The following is a 25,119-nucleotide window of genomic DNA, read 5'->3' on the forward strand; positions in this document are numbered from 1 at the left end:
CTGCCCTCGGTACGAGATTGCGAATCTGCACGGACCAGGCGACCGCCTTGCGCCCGCGCGCGCCCACCATGTGCTGTCCTGGCCGCCCGCAGACAAGACGGTGGTACAGGATTCGCAAGCGGCTTGGCATGCCGGCGACAGACGGAAGCTGCCGCATGCTTGCCGCTCCGGCCGACCACGACATCGACGGGGAGCGGCATGCCAGCGTGAGACCGGGCCTGGCCCGGTCTCGCCATCCTCAGTCAGCCAGCCCGCGCAGCAGATCGTTGACGCTGGTCTTGCTGCGGGTCTTGGCATCGACCTGCTTGACGATCACCGCGCAGTACAGCGAGTGCGACCCGTCCTTGGACGGCAACTGCCCAGACACCACCACGCTGTACGGCGGCACGTAGCCGTAGGAGATCTCGCCGGTGGCGCGGTTGTAGATGCGCGTGCTCTGGCCCAGGAACACGCCCATGCCGATCACGCTGTGGTGGCCGACCACCACGCCCTCCACCACCTCCGAGCGCGCACCGATGAAGCAGTGGTCCTCGATGATGGTCGGGCTGGCCTGCAGCGGCTCGAGCACGCCGCCGATGCCGGCGCCGCCGGACAGATGGCAATGCTTGCCGATCTGCGCGCAGGAACCGACCGTGGCCCAGGTGTCGACCATGGTGCCCTCGCCCACGTGCGCGCCGATGTTGGTGAAGCTCGGCATCAGCACCACATCCTTGCCGAAATAGCTGCCGCGGCGCGCCACCGCGCCCGGCACCACGCGCACGCCGGCCTTGCGGAACTCGGCTTCGTGGTAGCCGGCGAAGCGCGCTTCCACCTTGTCCCAGAACGGCGCCGGCTGCGCTTCCACCACCGCCATCTCGTTGACCCGGAAGTACAGCAGCACCGCCTTCTTCAGCCACTCGTTGACCTTCCAGCCGCCGTGCCCGTCCGGCTCGGCGACGCGGAACTCCCCGCGTTCCAGGCCATCGATGACGCGGTTGACCACCGGCCGGGTCGAGCCCTCGATCTCGTCCAGGGTCAGCGTGGCGCGGCGCTCGAAGGCGCTGTCGATGGTGAACTTCAGCTCGTCGGCGCTGGGCATGGCGGCCGGCTTGGCGCGCAGCGGCTTCGGTGCGGACTTGGCGGGCTTGGCCGCCGCGGTCGGCACCGCAGGCTTCGCGGCAGCCGGCTTGGCCGGCGTCTTGGGGGCCGGCTTCTTCTTGGCCGCCGTCTTGGCAGCGGGCGTCTTGGCGGCAGGCTTCTTGGTGGCCATCAGCGGGGGTCTCCAGGCGGGGTATCGGGGTCCAGGCAGGCCTGCAGCGCGGCCTGCAGCGCCTGGCGGGAGGCGTCGGGCAACGGCAGGTTGTGCTCGTCGGTGATGTGGAACAGATCCTCGGCGCGCTCGCCGAAGGTGGCGATGCGCGCGTCGTGCACGCGCAGGTGGTGCCGGCGCAGGACCTGGGCCACGTCCGACAGCAGCCCGGGGCGATCCGGCGCGACCAGGCTCAGGCGGGTGCGCCGACCGTCCACGCTCTCGCGGAATTCGATGCGCGGGGCGAAGCGGAAATGCCGCAGTTGCCGCGGCACCACCCGCCGCGCCGGGCGCAGGCGCGCCAGGTCGCCGGCCAGCGCCTCGCGCAGCGCGGCCTGCAGTTGCACCAGGTCACCGCTGGCGAAGGCATCGGCCGGCATCACCTCGAAGGTATCGAAGATCGCCTCGTGCGGGGCATCGAGCACACGCGCGCGGTGGATGCCGTAGCCGAGCCGGTCCAGGGTCATCACGATCGCGGCGAACAGGCCGTCGCGATCCGGCGAGTACACGAACACCTCCAGCGCCGCGTCGTCGGGGGTGACCGGACGCACCTTGACCAGGGTGCCGCCCAGTTCCACCTCCATCAGCGAGGTGGCCTGCCAGGCCAGTTGCTCGGGGCGGAAGCGCAGGAAACTCTCGTCGGGCATGCCGGCGAACTGGCGATCGATGGTGACGTCGTCGTGGCCCTGCAGGTGCATCAGCGCGCGCGTGGCTTCGCGCGCCTCCTGCAGGCGCTCGGCGATCGGCAATGGATGCTCCAGGCCCTCGCGCAGGGCGCGGCGCGTAGCGAAGTACAGATCGGCCAGCAGCCGGTCCTTCCACGCGTTCCACAGCTTGGGGCTGGTGCCGGCGATGTCGGCGCAGGTCAGCAGATACAGATAGTCCAGCCGCTCGCGGTCGCCGACCAGGCTGGCGAAGCGATGGATCACCTCCGGATCGGCGATGTCCTGCTTCTGCGCGGTCACCGACATGCGCAGGTGCTGCTCGACCAGCCAGGCGACCAGGTCGGTATCGGCGGCACTGAGCGCATGCGCGGCGCAGAACGCGCGCGCGTCCACCGCGCCCAGTTCCGAATGGTCGCCGCCGCGGCCCTTGGCGATGTCGTGGAACAGGCCGGCCAGCAGCAGCAGTTCCGGCTTGCGCAGCCGCGGCCAGACTTCATGCGCGATCGAGAAGCGTTCGTCGGCGCGCGCATTGGCGAACACCGCCATGTTCTTCAGCACCATCAGCGTGTGCTGGTCGACCGTGTACACATGGAACAGGTCGAACTGCATGCGCCCGGAGACCTGCGCGAACGCCGGGATCCACTGTCCGAGCACGCCCAGCCGCGCCATCCGGGTCAGCGTCTGCACCGCGCGCGGGCCGCGCAACAGCGCCAGGAAGCGCTCGCGCGCGCTCGGGCTGGCGTCGGCGTAGGCCGGCAGATGCGGCAGCGCCTCGGCCAGCGCGCGCGCGGTCAGCGAATGCAGGCCGCGGATCTCGCCGTGCGCCGCCCAGGTGGCGAACAGCGCGAACACCTGCACCGGATCGGCCTGCGGCCAGCGTTCGTCGTCGGCGGCCAGGTAGCCGCGGCGCAGCGAGAAGCCGCCGTCCAGCGGCTGCGGCTGCGCCTCGCCGTCAAACTGTTCCTCGAAGCGTTGCAGCAAGCGGTCGCTGAGCCGGCGCACGATCGCCGCGCTGCGATAGAAGCGCTGCATCATCTTCTCCACGCCCAGGCTCTCGGGGTCGTCGGAGAAGCCCAGGCGCTGCGCCAGGGTCTTCTGGTAATCGAAGCGCAGGCGCTCTTCCGGGCGATTGGCGACCAGGTGCAGCCCGTAGCGCAAGCGCGCCAGTTCGCGGCGCTCGCGGCGCAGCGCGGCGGCTTCGTCGCCGCCGACGTGGCCCAGCCCGATCAACGGCTCCAGGTCGCGCACGCCGAACGCACGCAGCGCCATCCAGCCCAGCGTGTGCAGGTCGCGCAGGCCGCCAGGGCCGTCCTTGATGTCCGGCTCCAGGTTGTCGGCGGTGTCGCCGAAGCGCTGGTGGCGGGCCTGCAGTTCCTCGCGCTTGGCGATGAAGAATTCGCGCGGCGGCCACACCCGCGGCGGCGCGATGGCCGCCGCCAGCGCCGCCTTGGCCGCGGCGTCGGTCTGCAGCGGGCGCGCCTCGATCAGCGCGGTCAGGACGGTCTGGTCGGCGCAGGCCGCGGTGCACTGCGCGGCCGAGCGCACCGCATGGCTCACCGGCACGCCCGCGTCCCACAGCAGCGGGAACAGCCGCGCCAGCGCCGGTTCGTACGCCGGGTCGAGCTCGCCGAACACCAGCAGGTCGATGTCCGAGCGCGGGAACAGTTCGCCGCGGCCGTAGCCGCCCACCGCGAACAGCGCCAGCCCGGCCTCGCGCGGCACGCAGCGGCTCCAGGCATGGCGGATCAACTGGTCCAGCGCGCGCGCGCGCAACGCCAGCAGGCGATCGATGTCGTCGCCCTGGTCGAAGCGCTTGCTCAGCCGCGCATCGGTCTGCGCCAGCAGTTGCCGGACCGCGGCCGCCCAGCCGGCGTCATCGGCGCCGGCGTCGGGCATGCCGGCATCGGCACCGGCCGGCAGCAGACTCACGGTTCGCCGAGGCCGCCCGGCGACAGGGTCAGCACCTCCACCCCATCCTCGGTGACGGCGACCATGTGCTCCCATTGCGCCGAGAGCTTGCGGTCCTTGGTGACCACGGTCCAGCCGTCCGGCAGCACGCGGGTGTAGCGCGTGCCCTCGTTGATCATCGGCTCGATGGTGAAGGTCATGCCCGGCTTCAGCACCAGGCCATCGCCCGGCCGGCCGTAGTGCAGCACCTGCGGTTCGTCGTGGTAGACCTTGCCGATGCCGTGGCCGCAGTACTCGCGCACCACGCTGAAGCGCTCGCTCTCGGCGTACTGCTGGATGGCATGGCCGATGTCGCCGAGCGTGGCGCCCGGCTTCACCGCGCGGATGCCGCGCCACATCGCCTCGTAGGTGGCCTCGATCAGGCGCCGCGCCATCACCGAGGGGGTGCCCGCGCAGTACATGCGACTGGTGTCGCCGTGCCAGCCGTCCTTGATCACGGTGACGTCGATATTGACGATGTCGCCGTCCTTCAGGACCTTGCTCTCACTGGGGATGCCGTGGCAGATCACGTTGTTCACCGACGTGCACACGGTCTTCGGGAAGCCGCGGTAGCCGACGTTGGCCGGCACCGCCCCCTGCACCTTGACGATATGGTCGTGGCAGATGCGGTCCAGCTCGGCGGTGGTGACGCCGGGCTTCACGTACGGGCCGATCAGGTCCAGTACCTCGGCGGCCAGGCGGCCGGCCACGCGCATCTTCTCGATGTCCTGCGGAGTTTTCAGATTGACGGTCATGGTCGTCATTATCGCTCATCCCTGCGCTGGCTGAACGCGCCGGGCGTGTCGGCGGTTTTCCGGCGTCGCGGTTCGCCTCCCGCCGCCTTCATCGCACTGAACGCGGCCCCCCGTGGTCGCCATCTCATGTGAAAACTGGATCGCGATCCATAAAAGTGTGAACTGGCCTGCAGTTTGCAAGCAAGGCGACACCGGCGTTTCACCGCCATCATCGAAGAACCCTGCCATGTACCTCTTCCATCGCGTGCTTGCCTTCCTCGTGCTGTTCGCCGCCGGGACCGGCCTGGCCTGGGCCCAGTCCGACTCGCGCACCTTCAACGTCAAGATCCAGATCACCAGCGTCTGCGACATCCAGACCGCCCCGACCGACGTGGATTTCGGCAGCGTCAATTCGAACCAGACCGCGATCAACAGCACCGGCACCTTGAACGTGCGTTGCACCTCCGGCACGCCGTACAACATCGCGCTCAACGCCGGTTCCGGCTCCGGCGCCACGGTCACCACCCGCACCATGGGCAGCGCCGTCGCCGGCAATACCACGCGCGTGCCTTATGCGCTGTACCGCAATGCCGCGCGCACGCAGAACTGGGGCTCGACCATCGGCACCGACACCCAGGCCGGCACCGGCAATGGTGCGGTGCAGCCAATCACCGTCTACGGGCAGGTCGCCAACACCAACTACCCTGCTGGCTCATACAGCGACATCGTCACCGCGACGGTCAGTTGGTAACCGGAGCCGCCTGCATGCCTTTGCGACCGCATTCCTTCCTGCGCCTGCCGGCGCTTGCCGCGCTGTGGCTGATGGCGGCCGGCGCGGCGGTGGCGGCAAGCCTGCAGGTGGCGCCGACGTCGGTGTCGCTGCGCGCCGAGGAAACCGCGCAAGGCGTGTGGCTGAGCAACAGCGGCGACGTGCCGCTGCGCGCGCAGGTCCGCGTGTTCCATTGGCAGCAGCGCGACGGCGAGGACGTGCTCGACCCCAGCGACCGCATCGCGCTCAGCCCGCCGATGCTGGAACTGGCGCCGCACTCGCGGCAACTGGTCCGGGTGATCCGCCTGGATCCCGCGCCCGTTGCCGGCGAGGACGCCTACCGCATCCTGGTCGACGAGTTGCCCAGCCAGGACGCCGGCGGCACCGCCAGCGCCGGGCTGCAGTTCGTGCTGCGCTACTCGGTGCCGGTGTTCCTCAAGCCGGCCGTGACCACCGCGCCGGTACTGCGCGCGCGGGTGGTCCGCGAGGGCGCGGGCGCGGCGCTGGAAGTGCGCAATGAGGGCAACGGCCACGCACAGTTGGTGGACCTGCAGTTCGTCGCCGGCGATGGGCAACGCAGCGCCATCGCCGCTGGCCTGGCCGGCTACGTACTGCCGGGCCAGCGCAAGCGCTGGCCGCTGCCGGCGGCACTGGCGCAGACACAGGGAACGTTCGAGGCCAGGATCAATGGCGAGCCGCGCGCGCAGTCGCTGGTCGTGGACGCCGCGGCGCCCTGAGCTGTTGCTGGCCCTGTGGGCCGGCACCGCCGCGCTCGCCGTCGCCCAGCCTCAGACCCTCCCCCCAACCCAGGCCGCTGCGCCGGCGCAGGAGACCCTGTACCTGGAGGTCACCCTGAACCAGACCCGCCAGCCCGGCCTGTTCCAGTTCCAGCGCGACGGCGAGCAACTGCGTGCCAGTGCCGCGACCCTGCGCCAGCTCGGCTTGCGCGTGGACGGCGGCGACGCTACCGCGGCGATCGCCCTGGGCGACCTGGACGGCGTGCGCTTCCGCTACGACGCCAGCCTGCAGCAGGTGACCATCGATGCGCCGGTGGCGTTGCTCGACGTCGCCACCACCCGGATCGACGCCCGCGGCGGCGTGCCGTCGCTGCCGGCGACCAGTTCGCCTGGCGCCCTGCTCGACTACGACCTCTATGCCAGCCGCCAGGGCAGCACCAGCAATCTCACCGCCAGCGGCGAACTGCGCGTGTTCGGCCTGGGCGACGGCCTGCTGCGGCAGTCCTTCGTCGGCCGGCTGTACCGCGAACCGCAGCAGGACTGGCGCGCCCAGGCGATCCGCCTGGACACGCAGTGGCAGTGGTCGCTGCCCGAGCGCATGACCAGCGTGGTGCTGGGCGACACCTTCAGCAGCAGCACCAGTTGGAGCCGCACCCTGCGCCTGGGCGGGGTGCGGGTCGGCAGCGACTTCGGCCTGCAGCCGTACCGCGCGATCACCCCGTTGCCGGAATTCCTCGGCGAGGTGGCGGTGCCCTCCAGCGTAGACCTGTACGTCAACGGCATCCGCCAGTACGGCGCGCAGTTGCCGGCCGGGCCGTTCCAGTTGTCCGCGGCACCGGGCGTGGACGGTGCCGGCAATGCCCAGGTGGTGATCACCGATGCCTATGGCCGCACCCGCTCGCTGGCCTTTCCGTTCTATGCGACCCAGGATCTGCTGGCCAGCGGCCTGACCGACTGGTCGCTGGCGCTGGGCCGGGTGCGCGAGGAGTACGGCGTCGCCGATTTCGCCTATGCCGGCGACACGGTCGGCAGCGCCAGCTGGCGGCGCGGCGTCGGGCCGCGCTTCACCGCCGAGGCGCATGCCGAAGCCGGGGCCGGCGTGCGCAACGCCGGCGTCGGCGGGCTGTGGCTGCTGCCGCGCGCCGGCGTGTTCGGCGCCTCGCTGGCGCACGGCGGCGGGGCCGGCCAGCAAGGCCTGCAATACGCGCTCAGTTACCGCTGGAACAACGGCCGCTTCAACCTGGCGCTGGATACCCAGCGCGCCCAATCCGGCTACCGCGACGTGGCCGCGCGCTACGGCGCCGCGCCGCCGCGGGTCAGCGAGCGCGCCCTGTTCGGCAGCAGTTGGAACGGCCTGGGCAGCATCGCCCTGAGCTATGTGCGCCTGGCCTACCCGGACAGCGACGACCAGCGCTACGCCAGCCTGTTCTGGACCCGCGCCCTGCCGCGGCAATCGTCGTTGAACCTGAGCATCAACCAGAACCTGGACCAGGCCCGCGACCGCAGCGTGTACCTGGGCTGGTCGGTGGCCCTGGACGGCCGCCGCCAGGCCGGCGTCGCCATGCAGCGCATCGGCGCGCGCACCAGTGCCACGGCCGACCTCAGCCAGGCGGCGGCGGCCGACGGCGGCAGCGGCTGGCGGCTGCAGGCGCGCGGCGGGCAGGACGGTGGCGGCGGCCTGGCCGAAGCCAGCTGGCGCGGCGCCAGCGCCCGCTACGCCGGCGGCATCGCCAGCACCGGCGGCCAGACCTACGGCTACGCCGAGGCCTCCGGCGGCGTGGCCTGGATCGGCGGCGGCTGGTTCCCCGGCCGCGATCTCGACCAGGCCTTCGCCCTGGTCTCCACCGGCGGCGTCGCCGACGTGCCGGTGTTGCTGGAGAACCGGCCGATCGGCCGCACCGATGCGCGCGGCTTCCTGCTGGTCACGCCGCTGCTGGCCTGGCAGCACAACCGGCTGTCGATCGATCCGATGCGCCTGTCGGCGGAGCTGCGGCCCGAGCAGGTCGACCAGATCGTGGTGCCGCGCGACCGCACCGGGGTGGTGGTGGCGTTCCCGATCCACCGCAGCGATGGCGTGCTGGTGCAACTGCACGATGCCGACGGCGTGCCGCTGCCGGTCGGCAGCCGGGTGCATGGCCCCGGGGTCGACACGGTGGTCGGCTACGATGGCCAAGCCTATGTGGAAGGACTCGGCGCCGGCCGCAACGACCTGGAGGTGGACATGCACGGCAGCCGTTGCCGGTTCCGCATCGAGCGCACGACGCAGGCCCCGCCCACCGGGCTGAGCCCGCTGCGCTGCCTGCCGGAGACCGCCCCGTGAGCGCGCGCGCCTGGCGCCTGCTGCCGCCGGCGCTGCTGCTGGCGGCCGCGGCCTTGCTGCCGTCGCGCGCCGCGGCCACCACCACCTGTACCGCACAGGCCACGGCACTGAGCTTCGGCACGCTTTCCGATAGCGCCGCCACCGACGCCACCGCGCAGATCGTGGTCACCTGCCAGACCGGCGCGATCAGCGTGCTGGGCACCATCTACGTGCGCATGTGCCTGAACATCGACGAAGGCGCGCAAGGCGGCGGTCTCGGCATCACCCCGCGGCGCATGCTCAACCCGCTCAACGACAGCCTCGGCTTCCAGCTCTATCGCGACAGCGCCCGCAGCCTGATCTGGGGCAGCACGCTGAGCGGCTCCACGCCGCTGCAGGTGGACCTGACCTACTCGTCGCTGGCGACCGGCGGCAGCGGCACCGCCACCTACACCCTCTACGCGCGGGTGCCGCTGCAAAGCGGCATCGCCACCGGGCTGTACCAGAACAGTTTCAGCGGGGTGTACACCAACCTGCAGTACCGCTACGACGAACCGCTGATCGGCAACCCCGCGGTGATCCCCACCTCCTGCACCACCGGCGGCAAGGGCGGCGGCACCTCGGTGCAGTTCCCGTTCGTGGCCAGCGCCACCGCCACGCCGACCTGCACCATCGCCAGCATCGCCGACCTGGATTTCGGCACCCAGTCGGGCCTGATCGACACCCCGCTGAACTACACCACCGCGCTCAGCATGACCTGCCGCGCCCGCACCGCCTGGCAGGTCAGCCTGGACAACGGCCAGAACGCCAGCGGCACCGTGCGGCGCATGCGCAGCGCCGGCGGCCAGTACCTGACCTACGAGCTGTACCGCGACGCCGCGCGGACCCAGCGCTGGGGCAGCACCCTGAACACCGACACCCAGACCGGCACCGGGACCGGCAGCGCGCAGTCGCTGACCCTGTACGGCCAGGTGCCGGCCCAGCAGACCCCGGCCCCGGGGAGCTACAGCGACGTGGTCAAGGTCACCGTCACCTACTGAGGCCTGAACGGGGCCGCGGCGCGGGTCAAGTTGCCGGGATGGGAGCCGTTATCGATTGTGTCTACTTCGGAGCCCCGATCGATGCGCCTGCCGTTCCTGCGACCGCTGCTGTTGGCGAGCCTGTGCGTGGCCGGCGTCGATGCGGCGGCGCAGCCCACGCTCGGCAGCGGCAGCGCCACGTTGCGGATCGGCATCCGCATCGAGCGCAGTTGCGAGATCGGCACCGCCGGCGGCGCCCAGCCCGGGGCGCTGCCGACGATCGCCTGCAACCGCCCGCTGGCCTACCAGGTCAGCATCGACGGCACGCCCGTGCCCAGCGCCGGCACCGCGCTGGCCTTGAGCCTGTCCACGACCGGCGCCGCGCCGCGCGACGCGGCGCGCTACGCCACGGTCGCGTTCTAGTGGGCGGTGCCCGCCGCCGAATGCGCACAGGCCTGCTGCCAGCGCTGCTGCTGGCGCTGGCCGGTAGCGCCGATGCGGCCGGGGTGCGGATCAGCCCGACCCTGGTGCAACTGGCGCCGGAGGAGACCAGCACCGAGATCTGGCTGAACAACACCCAGGGCCGCCCCTGGCGGGCGCAGGTCCAGGTGTACCGCTGGCAGCAGCGCGACGGGATGGACGCATTGGACAGCACCGACGAGGTGCGTACTAGCCCGCAATCGATCGACATCCCGGCGCAGGGGCGGCAACTGCTGCGACTGGTGCGCACCGGCCCCGGCGCCGCCACCGAGCGCGCCTACCGGCTGGTGCTGGAGGAACGCGCCGCGCCACCCGACGCCGCAGCGCCCGCACCCGCCACGGCAGGCGCGCCGCTGCTGCTGCGCTATTCCACGCCGGTGTTCCTGCGCCCAGCGGACCCGGCGGCCGCGCCGCGCCTCAGCGCCCACCTGATCGCCGGCGCGCAGGGGCCGGAGCTGGTGGTGCACAACCGCGGCAGCGCCCATGCCCGGCTCAGCGACCTGAGCTTCATCGGCGCCGACGGCCGCACCCAGACCCTGTTCCCCAGCCTCGCCGGCTACATCCTGGCCGGCGCCTACAAGCGCTGGCCGCTGCCGGCCGCCGCCGCCGCCCCCGGCGGCCGCTTCGCGGCGCGGCTCGACGAGCAGGCACCGCTGCAGCCGCTGCCGGCCGAGTGAGCCGGCCGGCGCATTGCGCCACCGCCCCCCGCCAGGTATAGTGCGCGGCTTCGTCGTGCCTGTCATGGCCCGATGAACCGTCCACGCCGGACGCACCGGCGAATTCACACCTGCTGCCATCGCCCGTGCCGGGGTGCTCCGCAAGGAGTTCGGTCACGGAGACAGCAGGGAGGCCCAACCCCGGAATCGTCGTGCGGACCCACAAGGCCGCACCGTCATGCGCGCGCTTCACCCATCCCTGCCCGCGCACGGCCGGTTCCCCATCAGGAGTCACTGCAATGCCCCAGGTCACCATGCGTCAGATGCTGGAAGCCGGCGTCCACTTCGGCCACCAGACCCGCTACTGGAACCCCAAGATGGCGCCGTACATCTTCGGCGCGCGCGGCAAGATCCACATCATCAACCTCGAGAAGACGGTTCCGCTGTTCAACGACGCGATGAACTTCATCTCCAGCGTCGCGCAGAAGCGCGGCACCATCCTGTTCCTGGGCACCAAGCGCAGCGCCCGCGACGCGGTGAAGGAAGAAGCCGAGCGTTGCGGCCAGCCGTTCATGACCCAGCGCTGGCTGGGCGGCACGCTGACCAACTTCCGCACCGTCAAGCAGTCGGTGGCGCGCCTGAAGGAGCTGGAAGCGGCCGAAACCGACGGCACCTTCGATAAGCTGGTCAAGCACGAAGTGCTGACCCTGCGCCGCGAGCGCGACAAGCTGGAAGCCTCGCTGGGCGGCATCAAGGAAATGAACCGCCTGCCCGACGCCCTGTTCGTCATCGACATCGGCCATGAAGACATCGCCATCAAGGAAGCCAAGAAGCTCGGCATCCCGGTGATCGCGGTGGTCGACACCAACTACAACCCGGACCTAGTGGACTACGCCATCCCGGGCAACGACGACGCCATCCGCGCCGTGCAGCTGTACGCCCGTGCCGCCGCCGACGCCGTGCTGGAAGGCAAGGCCGCTGCGCCGAACGCCGCCAGCGTGCGCGAGGAAGAGTTCGCCGAGGGCGGCGACGACAAGGGCCGCGGCCCGCGCAAGAACGGCAAGAAGGCCGAAGAAACCGCTCCCGCCGCCGAGTAACCGGCGCGCCATGCGGCTGCGCGATCATGCGCAGCCGCTGCCCGGCGCGTTCGGCGCGCCCGGCTTCGCGAGCGCCGCCTGCGGCGCCCGCTTCCCAGATCTACCGGCCGGCCGCAAGCCGGCCTTTTCCCACCTTTCGTGAGGACATCCCGTGGAAATCACTGCTTCCCTGGTCAAGGAACTGCGCGAGCGCACCGGCGCCGGCATGATGGAGTGCAAGAAGGCACTCACCGAGAACGCCGGCAACATCGACAACGCCGCCGAGTGGCTGCGCAAGTCGGGCCTGGCCAAGGCCGACAAGAAGGCCGACCGCGTCGCCGCCGAAGGCCGCATCGCGATGGCCCAGGACGGCGGCAAGGCGGTCCTGGTCGAAATCAACTCCGAGACCGACTTCGTCGCCAAGGACAACAACTTCCTGGCCTTCACCGATGCCGTGGTCCAGGCCGCCCTTGCCTCCGGCGCCGCCGACGTCGAAGCGCTGAAGAGCGCCAAGCTGCCCAGCGGCGAGACCGTCGAGGAAGCCCGCGCCGCGGTCATCGCCAAGGTCGGCGAGAACGTGCAGGTGCGCCGCCTGGTGCGCATCGACAGCGCCAACAACGTCGCCGCCTACGTGCACGGCGGCCGCATCGGCGTGCTGGTCGAGGTCAAGGGCGGCGACGCCGACCTGGCCCGCGGCATCGCCATGCACATCGCGGCGATGAACCCGCCGCACGTCAAGGCGTCCGACGTCCCGGCCGAGTTCGTGGCCAAGGAAAAGGAAATCGAGCTGGCCAAGATGTCCGAGAAGGACAAGGCCAAGCCGGCCGACATCCTGGAAAAGATCATCAGCGGCAAGATCGCCAAGATCGTCAACGAGGTCACCCTGTACGGCCAGCCCTACGTGTTGAACACCGACCAGACCGTGGAGCAGGCGGTGAAGGCCGCCGGCGCCGACGTGGTCGGCTTCCAGCGCCTGGCGGTGGGCGAAGGCATCGAGAAGGTGGTGGAAGACTACGCCGCCGAAGTGATGAAGCAGGCCGGCCTGGCCTGATCCCGCGTCCGGGAAGAAAAGAGCCGCGCACTGTCGCGGCTTTTTTTTTGCGGGTGTACGCTGCGCGGGCTGGGACAGGCCGCTGCCCCATCTCTTATTCCATGCCGTATCGGAAGTGCATGCATCCTGAACTCGAAGCGATCCTGAGCCACTCCCGCGACCTGCCCTCGCCTCCCGGCATTGCCTTGCGCATCATCGAGCTGGCGCAGGACGCGGACGTGGATCTGGCTGCCACCGCCGACGCCATCGCCATGGACATGGCGCTGAGCGCGCGGATGCTGCGCATCGCCAATTCCCCGCTGTACGCCAGCCGCCGGCGCATCGACAACCTCGGCCAGGCGCTGACCATGCTCGGCCTGAACGCCGCGCTGAGCCTGGCGCTGGGCTTTTCGATGGTGCAGAGCCTGCGTGGCGACGCCAGCGCGCCGCAGGAACGGCTGTGGCGGCGCAGCGTGCTGGCCGCCCTGGCCAGCCGCCTGCTCGGCCAGGCCGCCGGCCTGCGCAAGCACGAGGAACTGATGCTGGCCGGCCTGCTGCAGGACATGGGCGCGCTGGCCCTGCTGCACGTCTGCCACGACCGGTACGCGGCACTGCTGCAGGAGGCCGAAGGCGATCCGCAGCGGCTGAGCGCCCTGGAGCGCGAGCACCTGGGCGCCGACCGCGCCGAGGTCGGCGCCTGGCTGGCGAAGAAATGGAAGCTGCCCGGCTACCTGCAGCGCAGCATCGGCAACGGCGGCGACGCCGAGGCGAGCGAACCCTTCGACATCTGCGTGCGCCTGTCCGGGTCGATCGCCGACATCTGGCTCAACGAGGACACCGAAGCCGCACGCAGCCACGCCATGCAGCGCGCCTATCGCGACCTGCAACTGGACAGCCGCCGCTTCGACGAAGTGATCGGCCATATCGCCGAGGCGCTGCCGTCGGTCAGCCCGATCTTCGACGTGCGCATCGCGCAGCCGGAGCGGGTCGACGCGATCATCAGCCACGCCCGCGAGCTGATGGTGCTGCGCAACCTGCGCGACGTGCAGGAGGCCAATCGCGTGCGCCAGCGCGCCGACGAATACGAGCAGCACGCCCGGCGCCTGGCCGAGCAGGCCAGCCGCGACGCCCTCACCGGCGTGTTCAACCGGCACCAGCTGGACACCCTGCTGCAGCAGCAGTTCGAACTGGCCAACCGTCACGACTGGCCGCTGTCGGTGGCCTTCATCGACCTGGACGACTTCAAGAAGATCAACGACGCCCACGGCCACCTGGTCGGCGACCAGGTGCTGCGCGCGTTCGCCCAGACCCTGCAGCCGCTGCTGCGCAGCAGCGACATCGTGGCGCGCTTCGGCGGCGAGGAATTCCTGGTGCTGTTGCCCAACACCGGCGAGGAAGCCGCGCTCGGGGTGATGCGGCGCATCCTGTCCGAGATCGCGCAGCGGCAGATGGCCCAGACCAGGCAGGGCCCGCTGCACATCAGCTTCTCCGCGGGCGTGGCCACCCAGGGCGGCCGCGAGCGCTTCAACAGCGCGCAGGAACTGCTGCAGGCGGCCGACGACATGCTGTACAGCGCCAAGCACGGCGGCCGCAACCGCGTCACCGCGCGTTCGTGCGGCGAAGCGCAACGCTGAAGCCTGCCCGGCGCCGCAGACGCGCTGGCGCGCATCGGCTAAAATCGTGTGGTTTGCCCGTCATCCCCCAACGAGGTCGCCATGTCCCAGCTCGCCTATCGCCGCATCCTGTTGAAACTTTCCGGCGAAGCGCTGATGGGGGATGGGGACTACGGCATCGACCCCAAGATCATCAACCGCCTCGCCCATGAGGTGATCGAGGCCCAGCAGGCCGGCGCGGAAGTGGCGCTGGTGATCGGCGGCGGCAACATCTTCCGCGGCGCCGGCCTGGCCGCCGGCGGCATGGACCGGGTCACCGGCGACCACATGGGCATGCTCGCCACCGTCATCAACGCGCTGGCGATGCAGGACGCGCTGGAGAAGCTCGGCGCCAAGGTGCGGGTGATGAGCGCGATCAAGATCAACGACGTGTGCGAGGACTTCATCCGCCGCCGCGCGATCCGCCATCTGGAAAAGGGCCGCATCGCGATCTTCGCCGCCGGCACCGGCAACCCCTTCTTCACCACCGACTCCGGCGCGGCGCTGCGCGCGATCGAGATCGGCGCCGACCTGCTGCTGAAGGCGACCAAGGTCGACGGCGTGTACGACAAGGACCCGAAGAAGCACCCCGACGCGGTGCGCTTCGACAGCCTGACCTACGACGAGGTCATCGCCCGCAACCTCGAGGTGATGGACACCGCCGCCTTCGCCCTGGCCCGCGACAGCGACCTGCCGCTGCGCATCTTCAACATGGGCCAGCCCGGCGAACTGCTGAAGATCCTGCGCGGCGCCGAGATCGGGACGTTGGTGAAGGGTCGGGGCTGAAACGCCGGGAATGGGGAATCGGGATTGGGGAATCGCCACAGCGTTGCGCGCTGCAACATTGGCGCTGGCCCCGATTCTCGCAACATTGGCGTTGTTTAGGCGAGCCGGAATCCGCCTTGCCATTCCCCATTCCCGATTCCCCACTCCCAGCAGGCTATAATCGTCCGATTCAGATTCAGCACGGACACCGGCGATGCTCAACGAAATCAAGCAAGACGCACAGACCCGCATGGCCAAGAGCATCGACGCGCTGCGTCATGCGCTCATCAAGGTGCGGACCGGGCGCGCGTCGACCGCCCTGGTCGAGCACCTGAAGGTCAACTACTACGGCTCTGACATGCCGCTGAGCCAGGTCGCCAGCGTGGCCGTCGCCGATGCCCGCTCGCTGACCATCACCCCGTGGGAAAAGCAGATGGTCGGCGCGGTCGAGAAGGCGATCCTGGCCTCGGACCTGGGCCTGACCCCGAACACCGCCGGCACCACCATCCGCCTCAACCTGCCGGCGCTGACCGAGGAGCGCCGCCGCGAGCTGTCCAAGGTCGTGCATGGCGAAGGCGAGGACACCAAGGTCGCGATCCGCAACATCCGCCGCGACGCCAACCAGCAGGTCAAGGACCTGCTGAAGGACAAGAAGGTCACCGAGGACGAGGCCCGCGCCAGCGAGGACGACATCCAGAAGCTGACCGACAAGGCGATCAAGGACGTGGACGAAGTGGTCAAGGGCAAGGAACAGGAACTGATGGCGGTCTGAGCCTGCGCCTGCCGGCCATGCCTTCCGACCCCGTCCCCATGTCCCTGCCCCGCCACCTGGCCATCATCATGGATGGCAACGGCCGCTGGGCGCAGCGCCGCCGTCGGCCGCGCGTGATCGGCCACCGTGCCGGCGCCCGCGCGGTCAACCGCACCATCGACTTCTGCCTGGAGCGTGGCATCGCCGCGCTGACCCTGTTCGCGTTCTCCAGCGAGAACTGGGGACGCCCGCAGGAGGAAGTGGACGCGCTGATGAAGCTGTTCCTGCACGCGCTCGACCGCGAGGTCGAGGAACTGCAGCGGCGCGGCGTGCGCGTGCGCTTCATCGGCGACCGCTCGCGCTTTGCGCCGTCGCTGTGCGAGCGCATGGCCCAGGCCGAGGCGCGCACCCGCGACAACCAGGCCCTGCACCTGTCGATCGCCGCCAGCTACGGCGGCCGCCAGGACATCGCCCTGGCCGCGCGCGCGCTGGCCGAGGACGTCGCTGCCGGGCGCCTGCGCCCGGAGCAGATCGACGAGGACGCGCTGTCGGCGCGCATGGCGCTGGCCGACCTGCCGCCGCCGGACCTGTTCATCCGCACCGGCGGCGACCTGCGCATCAGCAACTTCCTGCTGTGGCAGCTGGCCTACACCGAACTGTGGTTCACCGAGACCCTCTGGCCCGAGTTCGGCCCCGAGGTGCTGCAACAAGCCCTGGACGACTACGCCCGCCGCGAGCGGCGTTTCGGCCTCACCAGCGCGCAGGTCGCCGAAGCGGCGACGGAGAACGTTTCCGCATGACCCGTACCCGCGTCATCGCCGCGCTGATCATGGCCCCGCTGGCCATCTGCGCCATCCTGCTGCTGCCGACCCAGTGGCTGGTCGCGCTGGCCGCCTTGATCTTCCTGATCGGCCTGTGGGAATGGCTGAAGCTGGCCGAGGTCGACGACACCCTGCCGCGCACCATCCTGCTGATGCTCAACCTGCTGCTGATGGTGCTGCTGGTGTGGGCCTCGGCCGGCTCGCTGGTGCTGTTCCAGCTGACCACCCTGATCGGCGCCGGCTGGTGGTGCGTGGCCTTGCTGTGGCTGGGCTTCTACCGCTTCGGCTCCGACCACGCCACCTACGCGCGGGTGTTCAAGCTGGCGGCCGGCACCCTGGCGATCGTGCCCGCCTGGGCCGCGCTGGGCCTGATCCACGCCAGCGAGCCCAACGGCCACCGCTGGCTGCTGACCGCCCTGGCCACGGTGTGGGCCGCCGATTCCGGCGCCTATTTCGCCGGCCGCCAGTTCGGCAAGCACAAGCTGGCGCCGCGGATCAGCCCCAACAAGACCGTGGAAGGCCTGGTCGGCGGGCTGCTGGCCGGCCTGATCGTGGCCGCCGGCTTCGGCTGGCTGGCCGGGGTGACCCTGCCGCACCTGCCCGGGCTGCTGATCGTGGCCGCGGTCAGCGTGCTGGCCTCGGTGGTCGGCGACCTGTTCGAGAGCCTGCTCAAGCGCCACGTCGGCGCCAAGGACTCGGGCAACGTGATCCCCGGCCACGGCGGCGTGCTGGACCGGATCGACGGCGTGCTGGCGGCGCTGCCGATCTTCGCGCTGGGCAAGGACATCTTCGGGTTCTGAGGCCAGTGAACACGCGACACAGCAAGGACCCGGCGGTCCGCACCATCGCCGTGCTCGGCGCCACCGGCTCGATCGGCGCCTCGGCGCTGGATGTGATCGCGCGCCATCCGCAGCGCCTGCGCGCCAGCGTGCTGGCGGCCGGGCGCAATGTCGACGCACTGCTGGCGCTGTGCGCCACGCACCGCCCCGCGCATGCGGTGATCGCCGATCCGGCCCTCTACCCGGCCTTGCGTGACGGCCTGCGCGCGGCCGGGCTGTCGACCCAGGCGCATGCCGGCGACGTCGCCCTGGACCAACTGGTGGCCAGCGACGCCTGCGACAGCGTGGTCGCCGCGATCGTCGGCGCCGCCGGCCTGGCCTCGACCCTGGCCGCCGCGCGTGCCGGCAAGCGCCTGCTGCTGGCCAACAAGGAGGCGCTGGTGCTGGCCGGCGAGCTGGTCACCGCCGCGGCCGCCGCGGCCGGCGCCGAGATCATCCCGATCGACAGCGAACACAACGCCATCTTCCAGTGCCTGCGCTCGCGCCAGACCGGCGCCGAGGTGCGGCGGGTGCTGCTGACCGCCTCCGGCGGCCCGTTCCGCGGCTGGGACCGCGCGCGCCTGCAGGCGGTGACCCCGGCGCAGGCCGTGGCGCACCCGAAGTGGTCGATGGGGCCGAAGATCTCCGTCGACTCGGCGACGTTGATGAACAAGGGCCTGGAAGTCATCGAGGCCCACCACCTGTTCGCGCTGGCACCCGAGCGCATCGAGGTGCTGGTGCACCCGCAGAGCCTGGTGCACTCGCTGGTCGAGTTCATCGACGGTTCGACCCTGGCGCAGATGGGCCTGCCGGACATGCGCACCACCCTGGCGGTGGGCCTGGGCTGGCCGGAGCGCATCGCTTCCGGGGTCGCCGGGCTGGACCTGCTGGCGCAGGGCCGGCTGGACTTCGAGGCGCCGGACCTGGGCGCTTTCCCCTGCCTGGCCCTGGCCTGGCGCGCGATGCAGGCCGGCGGCAGCGCTCCTGCGATCCTGAATGCGGCCAACGAAGTGGCCGTTTCAGCCTTTCTTCAGGGCCGGATCGGTTTCCTATCGATTCCTGCGCTGGTCGAGAACGCCCTGACCGAGCTGCCTGCGGTCGCGGCCGATTCCCTGGACGCATTGCTGGCGGCGGATGCGCACTCGCGCAAGATCACCGAACTCGCCATTGCCCGCCACTTCGCCCATGCTTGATTCCCACGCCGCCATGAGCCACGCGCATGGGTAATGTCGTCGGCTCCATCTGGTGGATGCTGGTCAGCCTGGGCATCCTGGTGACCTTCCACGAGTTCGGCCATTTCTGGGTTGCGCGCCGCTGCGGGGTCAAGGTCCTGCGCTTCTCGGTGGGCTTCGGCAAGCCGCTGTGGTCGCGCTACGACCGCCACGGCACCGAGTTCGCGATCGCCGCGATCCCGCTCGGCGGCTACGTGAAGATGCTCGACGAGCGCGAGGGCGAGGTGGCCCCGGCCGAACGTGCGCAAGCCTTCAACAACAAGAGCGTGTGGCAGCGCATCGCCATCGTCGCCGCCGGCCCCATCGCCAACCTGATCCTGTGCGTGGCGTTCCTCTGGGCGATGTTCGTGATCGGCAAGCAGGACTACGCGCCCATCGTCGGCCGCGCCGAAGGCCTGGCGCAGCAGGCCGGGTTCCAGCCCGGCGAGCGCATCGTCCGCGTCGGCGACCGCGACGTCGCCACCTGGAGCGAGGCCGCCATGCAGCTGACCGTGGCCGCCATGGATCGCGAAGACGTGCCGGTGCTGACCGAGGACGCGCAGGACGGTACCAGCCGCACCCACACCCTGCGCCTGTCGCAACTGCCGGTCGGCTTCGACGAGCAGCAGGTGCCGGCCCTGGCCGGCCTGACCTGGCGCTTCACCCTGAAGCCGGCGGTGATCGCCAACGTCACCCCCGGCTCGGCCGCCGACGGCGTGCTGCGCCCCGGCGACCGCGTGCTGGCGGTGGATGGCAGCCCGATCACCAGCGCCGACCAGGTGGCGCCGCGGGTGCAGGCCCTGGGCCGCGACGGCGGCAACGGCCTGATCGAGGTCGAGCGCAACGGCGAGCGGCTGGCCTTGGAGGTCCATCTCAAGCAGGCCGCCGGCGCCGGCGCGCCGACCTGGAAGCTGGGCGTCGGCATCGGCGAGCAGCGCCGCCCCGCCTACGATGCCACCCTGCGCTACGGCCCGCTGGCGGCGATCCCGGTCGCCTTCCGCGAGACCGGCCGGATGGCCGGCGACACTCTCGGCATTCTGCGCCGCATGCTGACCGGCGAGGCCTCGCTGAAGAACGTCTCCGGCCCGATCACCATCGCCAAGGTCGCCAATGTCTCGGCCAAGCAAGGCCCGGACTGGTTCCTGAATTTCCTGGCCCTGCTGTCGCTGAGCCTGGCGATCATGAACCTGCTGCCGATCCCGATCTTGGACGGCGGGCACTTGCTGTATTACCTTATCGAGTTGGTCAAGGGCAGCCCGCTGAGCGAGCGCGCCATGGCGGCGGGACAATTCGTGGGCCTGACGTTGCTGGCAGGGCTGATGGGGTTGGCGTTCTACAACGACCTCTTCGGCCAGGCACTGCGATGACCCGCGCCGATTCACTCGACCCGCTGTCGTCTTGCGCCGGCGCCCATGCAACAACGATATCGACCTCTACCGGACGTGACATGACGAGATTTCCCACTCGCCGCCTGCTTGCCCTCGCCCTCGCCGCCAGCCTCAGCCTGCCGGCCCTGGCCCAGGTAGCGGAGCCCTTCACCGCCAGCGACATCCGCGTCGACGGGCTGCAACGCATTTCGTCCGGCACCGTGTTCACCTACCTGCCGGTAGAGCGCGGCGACACCGTGGACGAGGCCAAGGTCGCCGAGGCGATCCGTGCGCTGTACCGCACCGGCTTCTTCGAGGACGTGCGCGTCGATCGCCAGGGCAACATCCTGGTGGTCACGGTCAAGGAGCGCCCGGCGATCAACAAGCTGACCGTCACCGGCAACAAGGACATCAAGAGCGAGGAACTGCTCAAGGGCCTGTCCGACATCGGCCTCAGCGAAGGCGGCACCTTCGACCGGCTGAGCCTGGACCGGGTGACCCAGGAGCTGACCCGCCAGTACAACAACCGCGGCAAGTACAACGTCGAGATCACCCCGACGGTGAGTCCGCTGGACCGCAACCGCGTCGACGTGGCCATCGCGATCAAGGAAGGCAAGGCGGCCAAGATCCGCCACGTCAACCTGATCGGCACCGAGAAGTTCCTCAACAAGGACATCCTGGAAAACTGGGAGTCGCGCGAGCACAACTGGCTGTCCTGGTACCGTCGCGACGACCAGTACTCCAAGGAAAAGCTGTCCGGCGACCTGGAGAAGCTCAACTCCTGGTACCTGGACCGCGGCTACGTCGACTTCAGCGTCGATTCCACCCAGGTGGCGATCAGCCCCGACAAGCGCGACATGTACCTGACCGCCGGCATCACCGAAGGCGAGCAGTACAAGATCTCCGACATCAAGGTCACCGGCGACACCATCCTGCCGCAGGAAGAGATCGAGAAGCTGGTGATCCCCAAGCCGGGCGACACCTTCTCGCGCGCACTGCTGGAATACAGCTCCGACGCCATCACCAACACCCTGAGCAACATCGGCTACGCCTTCGCCAAGGTCACCCCGATCCCGACCACCGACCGCGAGAAGCGCACGGTGGCGGTGAACCTGCAGGTCACGCCGGGCCCGCGCGTGTCGGTGCGGCGCATCGTGTTCCGCGGCAACACCCGCACCTCCGACGAAGTGCTGCGCCGCGAAATGCGCCAGTTCGAGGACACCTGGTACTCGCAGGCGGCGATCGACCGCTCCAAGATCCGCCTGCAGCGCCTGGGCTACTTCGAGACGGTGGACGTGGAAACGCCACCGGTGCCGGGCAGCAACGACAAGGTCGACGTGGTCTACAACGTCAAGGAGACCACCTCGGGCAGCTTCACCTTCGGCCTGGGCTACTCGCAGACCTACGGCGTCACCACCTCGGTGCAGCTGTCGCAGAACAACTTCCTCGGCGGCGGCAACCGCGTCGCGGTCGACGCTTCGCGCAGCAGCTACCAGGAGCGCTACGCGTTCTCCTACACCAACCCGTTCTTCACCGACGACGGCGTGTCGCTGGGCTACAACCTGTCGTGGCGCAAGCTGGACTACTCCGACTTCGGCACCGCGCAGTACAACAGCACCAACGGCGCGGCGCAGGTGATCTTCGGCGTGCCGATCACCGAGACCGACAGCGTCTCGCTGATGTTCGGCGTGGACAGCAACCAGATCACCACCTATCCCGGCTTCACCCCGCAGGCGATCATCAACTACATCGACGCGATGGGGACCAAGACCTTCCACGCCTGGCGCACCGAACTGGGCTGGGCGCGCGACACCCGCAACGATTACTTCATGCCGACCCGCGGCATGTACCAGCGCGTGGGCCTGGAAGCCACCCTGCCCGGTTCGACCGTGGAGTACTGGAAGCTCAACTACCAGATCTCCAAGTACTGGCCGATCTCGCCGGCATTGGTACTGAATACGCGTGCCGAATTCGGCTATGGCGACAGCTACGGCAGCGACGTGTCGCGCGACATCTGCGGCACCTACGTGAGCGATGCGCAAGGCACCACGACCTACAACCCGCAGGCCTGCGACGGTTCCAACCTGATCCGCCGCGTCACCGCCTCGGGCCTGCCGTTCTACGAGAACTTCTACGCTGGCGGCACCAACTCGGTCCGCGGCTTCGAGGACAACACCCTCGGCCCGCGCTCCGAAGCCACCGCCTCGTACCGCCGCGGCCAGCCGCTGGGCGGCTCGTTCAAGACCGTGGGCTCGGCGGAAATGTACTTCCCGAAGCTGTTCGACAGCCCGTCGGCGCGCATTTCGGCGTTCGTGGACGTGGGCAACGTGTTCAACGGCGTGGACAACTTCAAGTCCAACGAGTTGCGCGCGTCCACCGGCATCGCCTTGCTGTGGCGCGCGCCGGTCGGCCCGATCTCGATCAGCTATGCGGTTCCGCTGAAGAAGGAAGACAACGACGAGATCGAGCGTCTGCAGTTCACCTTTGGCGGGCAGTTCTAAAAGAACTGCCCACCCGCTGCCAGGGCTGCGCCCTGGCAGCCAGGTTTTCGCGGCGCGAAAACCTGCTGGGGCTTGGCCTGCCTAATCCCCGCGCCTTCGGCGCGCCCCCTTTAACAAAAGGGGGCTTTACTCCAGCCCGTTGATCGCTATCTGCTCGCAGCTAAGCTTGGGCAGGGTCCGTCGCGCCCTACGCGGCCGTACGTATGACCGTACTGGTGGCACACGGTAGAATCTCCCAGTGAATACTTCGACCTATACCGCTGACGAGATCGCCGAGCGTTTCGGCCTGCAGGTGCATGGCGACGGCAGCGTCGCGGTGCGCGGCGTGGCCACGCTGGCGCAGGCCGGCCCGGGGCAGCTCAGCTTCCTGGCCAATCCCCGCTACCGTGCGCAACTGGCTGACAGCACCGCGGCCGTCGTGGTGCTGCGCGCCGACGACGCCGAGGCGGCACCGGGCACCGCGCTGATCGCGCGCGATCCGTATGTCGCCTTCGCCAAGATCGCCGCGCTGTTCGACGTGGCCCCGCTGCGGCCGCCCGGCATCCATCCCAGCGCCAGCATCGATCCCAGCGCGCAGGTCGCGGCCAACGCGCACATCGGCGCCTTCGTCAGCATCGGCGCGCGCAGCGTGGTCGGCGACGGGTGCGTGATCGGCCCCGGCTGCGTGATCGGCGAGGACTGCCAGGTCGGCGCCGGCAGCGAACTGATCGCCCGCGTCACCCTGGTCACCCGGGTGCGCCTGGGCCAGCGCGTGCGCGTGCATCCCGGCGCGGTGCTCGGTGCCGATGGCTTCGGCCTGGCGATGGACGCCGGCCGCTGGATCAAGGTGCCGCAACTGGGCGGCGTCAGCATCGGCGACGATTGCGAGATCGGCGCCAACACCTGCGTGGACCGCGGTGCGCTGGAAGACACCACCCTCGAAGAAGACGTGCGCCTGGACAACCTGGTGCAGGTCGCGCACAACGTGCACATCGGCGCGCACAGCGCCATCGCCGGCTGCACCGGCATCGCCGGCAGCGCCAAGATCGGCCGCTACGTGATGCTCGGCGGCGCGGTCGGCGTGGTCGGCCACCTGGAGATCTGCGACAAGGTCGTGGTCACCGGCAAGTCGGTCGTGCGCAACTCCATCCACGAGCCGGGCGAGTACTCGTCCGGCACCCCATTGACCGACAACCGCACGTGGCGCAAGAACGCCGCGCGCTTCAAACAGCTCGATGCCCTGGCCCGTCGCATCCTGTCTGTCAGCAAGGAGAAGGAATGAGCCACGATCAGCCCCTGCCGGACATCGCCCAGATCCGCGCACTGCTCCCGCACCGCTACCCGTTCCTGCTGGTGGACAAGGTGGTCTCGCTGGATTTCGAGAACCGCCGGATCGTTGCGCACAAGAACGTGAGCATCAACGAGCCGTATTTCCAGGGCCATTTCCCCGGCCAGCCGATCATGCCCGGCGTGCTGATCATCGAGGCGCTGGCGCAGGCCGGTGGCATCCTGACCCAGTTGGCGATGGGCCGCGACGCGCAGTCCAAGCTGTTCTACATGGTCAAGGTCGACAACGCCCGCTTCAACAGCCAGGTGGTGCCCGGCGACGTGCTGGAGCTGCACGTGGAGATCAAGCGGGTGATCCGCAACATGGCGGTGTACTACGGCGAGGCCAAGGTCAACGGCAAGGTCGTGGCCTGCGCCGAAGTGCTGTGCGCCGGCACCCGCGAATGACCCTGGCAGGAGACCTGCAATGAGCGCCAACGCTCCCCTGATTCACCCCTCCGCGATCATCGACCCCGGCGCGACACTCGCCGCCGACGTGCGCGTCGGCGCCTTCACCGTGATCGGCGCCGAGGTGGAGATCGGCGAAGGCTGCGAGATCGGCTCGCATTGCAGCATCGTCGGCCCGACCCGGCTGGGCCGCGACAACCGCCTGGTCGGCCACGTCGCGCTCGGCGGCGACCCGCAGGACAAGAAGTTCGCCGGCGAACGCACCGAACTGGTGATCGGCGACCGCAACGTGATCCGCGAGTTCGTCACCGTCAGCCGCGGCACCGGCAGCGGCGGCGGCATCACCCGGGTCGGCAGCGACAACTGGTTCCTCGCCTACACCCACGTCGCCCACGACTGCATCGTCGGCAACCATTGCGTGTTCTCCAACAACACCACCCTGGCCGGGCATGTGGAAGTGGGCGACCACGTCATCATCAGCGGCTTCGCCGGCGCGCACCAGTTCTGCCGCATCGGCGATCACGCCTTCCTCGGCATGGGCGCGCTGATCAACGGCGACGTCCCGCCGTTCACCATGGTCGGCGGCAATTCGCTGGGGCGCCCGCGCGGCATCAACAGCGAAGGCCTGAAGCGCCGCGGCTTCGATCCCGAACGCGTGGCCGCGATCAAGCGCGCCTACCGTGCGCTGTACGTGGCCGGCCTGCCGCTGGCCGAGGCCAAGCACCAGTTGGCGGTGCTGGCCGAAGGCAGCGAGGACGTGCGTGCGATGCTGGAATTCATCGAATCCAGCGAGCGGCCGTTGTTGCGATGACGGCCGGGA

General features: G+C 69.8%; 22 protein-coding genes. 19 read left to right on the forward strand and 3 right to left on the reverse strand.

Annotated elements, in window-relative coordinates:
* Positions 1–238: 238 nt before the first annotated feature.
* The 3 genes from dapD to map are packed head-to-tail and all read right to left on the reverse strand — an operon-like array spanning position 239 to position 4,655.
* Entirely contained in the window at positions 239–1,249 is a 1,011-nt protein-coding gene (gene dapD / locus Q7W82_RS16260; protein WP_242159349.1) for a 2,3,4,5-tetrahydropyridine-2,6-dicarboxylate N-succinyltransferase, read from the reverse strand.
* A complete protein-coding gene (locus tag Q7W82_RS16265; protein WP_242159489.1) occupies positions 1,249–3,849 on the reverse strand; it encodes a [protein-PII] uridylyltransferase in 2,601 nt (866 codons plus the stop codon). Before Q7W82_RS16265 ends, dapD begins: the two co-directional genes overlap by 1 nt.
* Before the next feature lie 29 nt (positions 3,850–3,878).
* A complete protein-coding gene (gene map / locus Q7W82_RS16270; RefSeq protein WP_160946051.1) occupies positions 3,879–4,655 on the reverse strand; it encodes a type I methionyl aminopeptidase in 777 nt (258 codons plus the stop codon).
* Positions 4,656–4,881: 226 nt separating this feature from the next.
* On the opposite strand from map, the gene Q7W82_RS16275 reads away from it, so the two are divergent.
* The 19 genes from Q7W82_RS16275 (at position 4,882) to lpxA (ending at position 25,110) form a co-directional block, all read left to right on the forward strand.
* Complete coding sequence (locus Q7W82_RS16275; RefSeq protein WP_242159350.1) at positions 4,882–5,385, forward strand: spore coat U domain-containing protein; 504 nt, start codon at positions 4,882–4,884, stop codon at positions 5,383–5,385.
* Positions 5,386–5,399: 14 nt separating this feature from the next.
* The gene (locus Q7W82_RS16280) at positions 5,400–6,140 is read left to right on the forward strand and encodes a molecular chaperone (protein ID WP_242159351.1); all 741 of its coding nucleotides are present in this window, start codon (positions 5,400–5,402) and stop codon (positions 6,138–6,140) included.
* 4 nt (positions 6,141–6,144) lie between these two features.
* Complete coding sequence (locus Q7W82_RS16285; RefSeq protein ID WP_242159352.1) at positions 6,145–8,460, forward strand: fimbria/pilus outer membrane usher protein; 2,316 nt, start codon at positions 6,145–6,147, stop codon at positions 8,458–8,460.
* Positions 8,457–9,479 carry a spore coat U domain-containing protein gene (locus Q7W82_RS16290; protein WP_242159353.1) on the forward strand — a complete coding sequence of 341 codons (1,023 nt, stop codon included), beginning with the start codon at positions 8,457–8,459 and terminating at the stop codon, positions 9,477–9,479. The genes Q7W82_RS16285 and Q7W82_RS16290 overlap by 4 nt, the downstream gene beginning before the upstream one ends.
* An 81-nt stretch (positions 9,480–9,560) precedes the next feature.
* Positions 9,561–9,881: a hypothetical protein gene (locus Q7W82_RS16295; protein WP_242159354.1), complete on the forward strand. Its 321-nt coding sequence runs from the start codon at positions 9,561–9,563 to the stop codon at positions 9,879–9,881.
* Between the two features lie 20 nt (positions 9,882–9,901).
* Complete coding sequence (locus tag Q7W82_RS16300) at positions 9,902–10,615, forward strand: fimbria/pilus periplasmic chaperone (protein ID WP_242159355.1); 714 nt, start codon at positions 9,902–9,904, stop codon at positions 10,613–10,615.
* 278 nt (positions 10,616–10,893) lie between these two features.
* On the forward strand, positions 10,894–11,691 hold the full coding sequence (gene rpsB / locus Q7W82_RS16305) for a 30S ribosomal protein S2 (protein WP_017908839.1): 798 nt from the start codon (positions 10,894–10,896) through the stop codon (positions 11,689–11,691).
* A 151-nt stretch (positions 11,692–11,842) separates the two neighbouring features.
* Positions 11,843–12,721, forward strand: coding sequence for a translation elongation factor Ts (tsf, locus tag Q7W82_RS16310; RefSeq protein WP_017908840.1), 879 nt, complete (start codon positions 11,843–11,845; stop codon positions 12,719–12,721).
* Between the two features lie 119 nt (positions 12,722–12,840).
* Positions 12,841–14,334, forward strand: a complete 1,494-nt coding sequence (locus Q7W82_RS16315; protein ID WP_242159356.1) for a GGDEF domain-containing protein — start codon at positions 12,841–12,843, stop codon at positions 14,332–14,334.
* Positions 14,335–14,415: 81 nt separating this feature from the next.
* Complete coding sequence (gene pyrH, locus Q7W82_RS16320; RefSeq protein ID WP_160945796.1) at positions 14,416–15,138, forward strand: UMP kinase; 723 nt, start codon at positions 14,416–14,418, stop codon at positions 15,136–15,138.
* Between the two features lie 193 nt (positions 15,139–15,331).
* The gene (gene frr / locus Q7W82_RS16325; protein WP_019796890.1) at positions 15,332–15,889 is read left to right on the forward strand and encodes a ribosome recycling factor; all 558 of its coding nucleotides are present in this window, start codon (positions 15,332–15,334) and stop codon (positions 15,887–15,889) included.
* 38 nt (positions 15,890–15,927) lie between these two features.
* Positions 15,928–16,668: a polyprenyl diphosphate synthase gene (gene uppS, locus Q7W82_RS16330; protein WP_160963978.1), complete on the forward strand. Its 741-nt coding sequence runs from the start codon at positions 15,928–15,930 to the stop codon at positions 16,666–16,668.
* Positions 16,665–17,489 (forward strand): phosphatidate cytidylyltransferase, encoded by an 825-nt coding sequence (locus Q7W82_RS16335; RefSeq protein WP_017908843.1) that lies wholly within the window; start codon positions 16,665–16,667, stop codon positions 17,487–17,489. The genes uppS and Q7W82_RS16335 overlap by 4 nt, the downstream gene beginning before the upstream one ends.
* Before the next feature lie 50 nt (positions 17,490–17,539).
* Entirely contained in the window at positions 17,540–18,700 is a 1,161-nt protein-coding gene (gene dxr, locus Q7W82_RS16340) for a 1-deoxy-D-xylulose-5-phosphate reductoisomerase (protein ID WP_242159491.1), read from the forward strand.
* Between the two features lie 26 nt (positions 18,701–18,726).
* Positions 18,727–20,085 carry an RIP metalloprotease RseP gene (gene rseP, locus Q7W82_RS16345; RefSeq protein WP_242159357.1) on the forward strand — a complete coding sequence of 453 codons (1,359 nt, stop codon included), beginning with the start codon at positions 18,727–18,729 and terminating at the stop codon, positions 20,083–20,085.
* Positions 20,086–20,165: 80 nt separating this feature from the next.
* Positions 20,166–22,586 (forward strand): outer membrane protein assembly factor BamA, encoded by a 2,421-nt coding sequence (gene bamA / locus Q7W82_RS16350; RefSeq protein ID WP_242159358.1) that lies wholly within the window; start codon positions 20,166–20,168, stop codon positions 22,584–22,586.
* Between the two features lie 238 nt (positions 22,587–22,824).
* A complete protein-coding gene (gene lpxD / locus Q7W82_RS16355; RefSeq protein WP_242159359.1) occupies positions 22,825–23,847 on the forward strand; it encodes a UDP-3-O-(3-hydroxymyristoyl)glucosamine N-acyltransferase in 1,023 nt (340 codons plus the stop codon).
* Positions 23,844–24,299, forward strand: a complete 456-nt coding sequence (gene fabZ, locus Q7W82_RS16360; protein ID WP_242159360.1) for a 3-hydroxyacyl-ACP dehydratase FabZ — start codon at positions 23,844–23,846, stop codon at positions 24,297–24,299. The genes lpxD and fabZ overlap by 4 nt, the downstream gene beginning before the upstream one ends.
* A gap of 19 nt (positions 24,300–24,318) precedes the next feature.
* A complete protein-coding gene (lpxA, locus tag Q7W82_RS16365) occupies positions 24,319–25,110 on the forward strand; it encodes an acyl-ACP--UDP-N-acetylglucosamine O-acyltransferase (RefSeq protein WP_010344049.1) in 792 nt (263 codons plus the stop codon).
* Positions 25,111–25,119: the final 9 nt, after the last annotated feature.

This window comes from Xanthomonas indica (genome assembly GCF_040529045.1).
Taxonomy (GTDB): Bacteria; Pseudomonadota; Gammaproteobacteria; order Xanthomonadales; family Xanthomonadaceae; genus Xanthomonas_A; species Xanthomonas_A indica.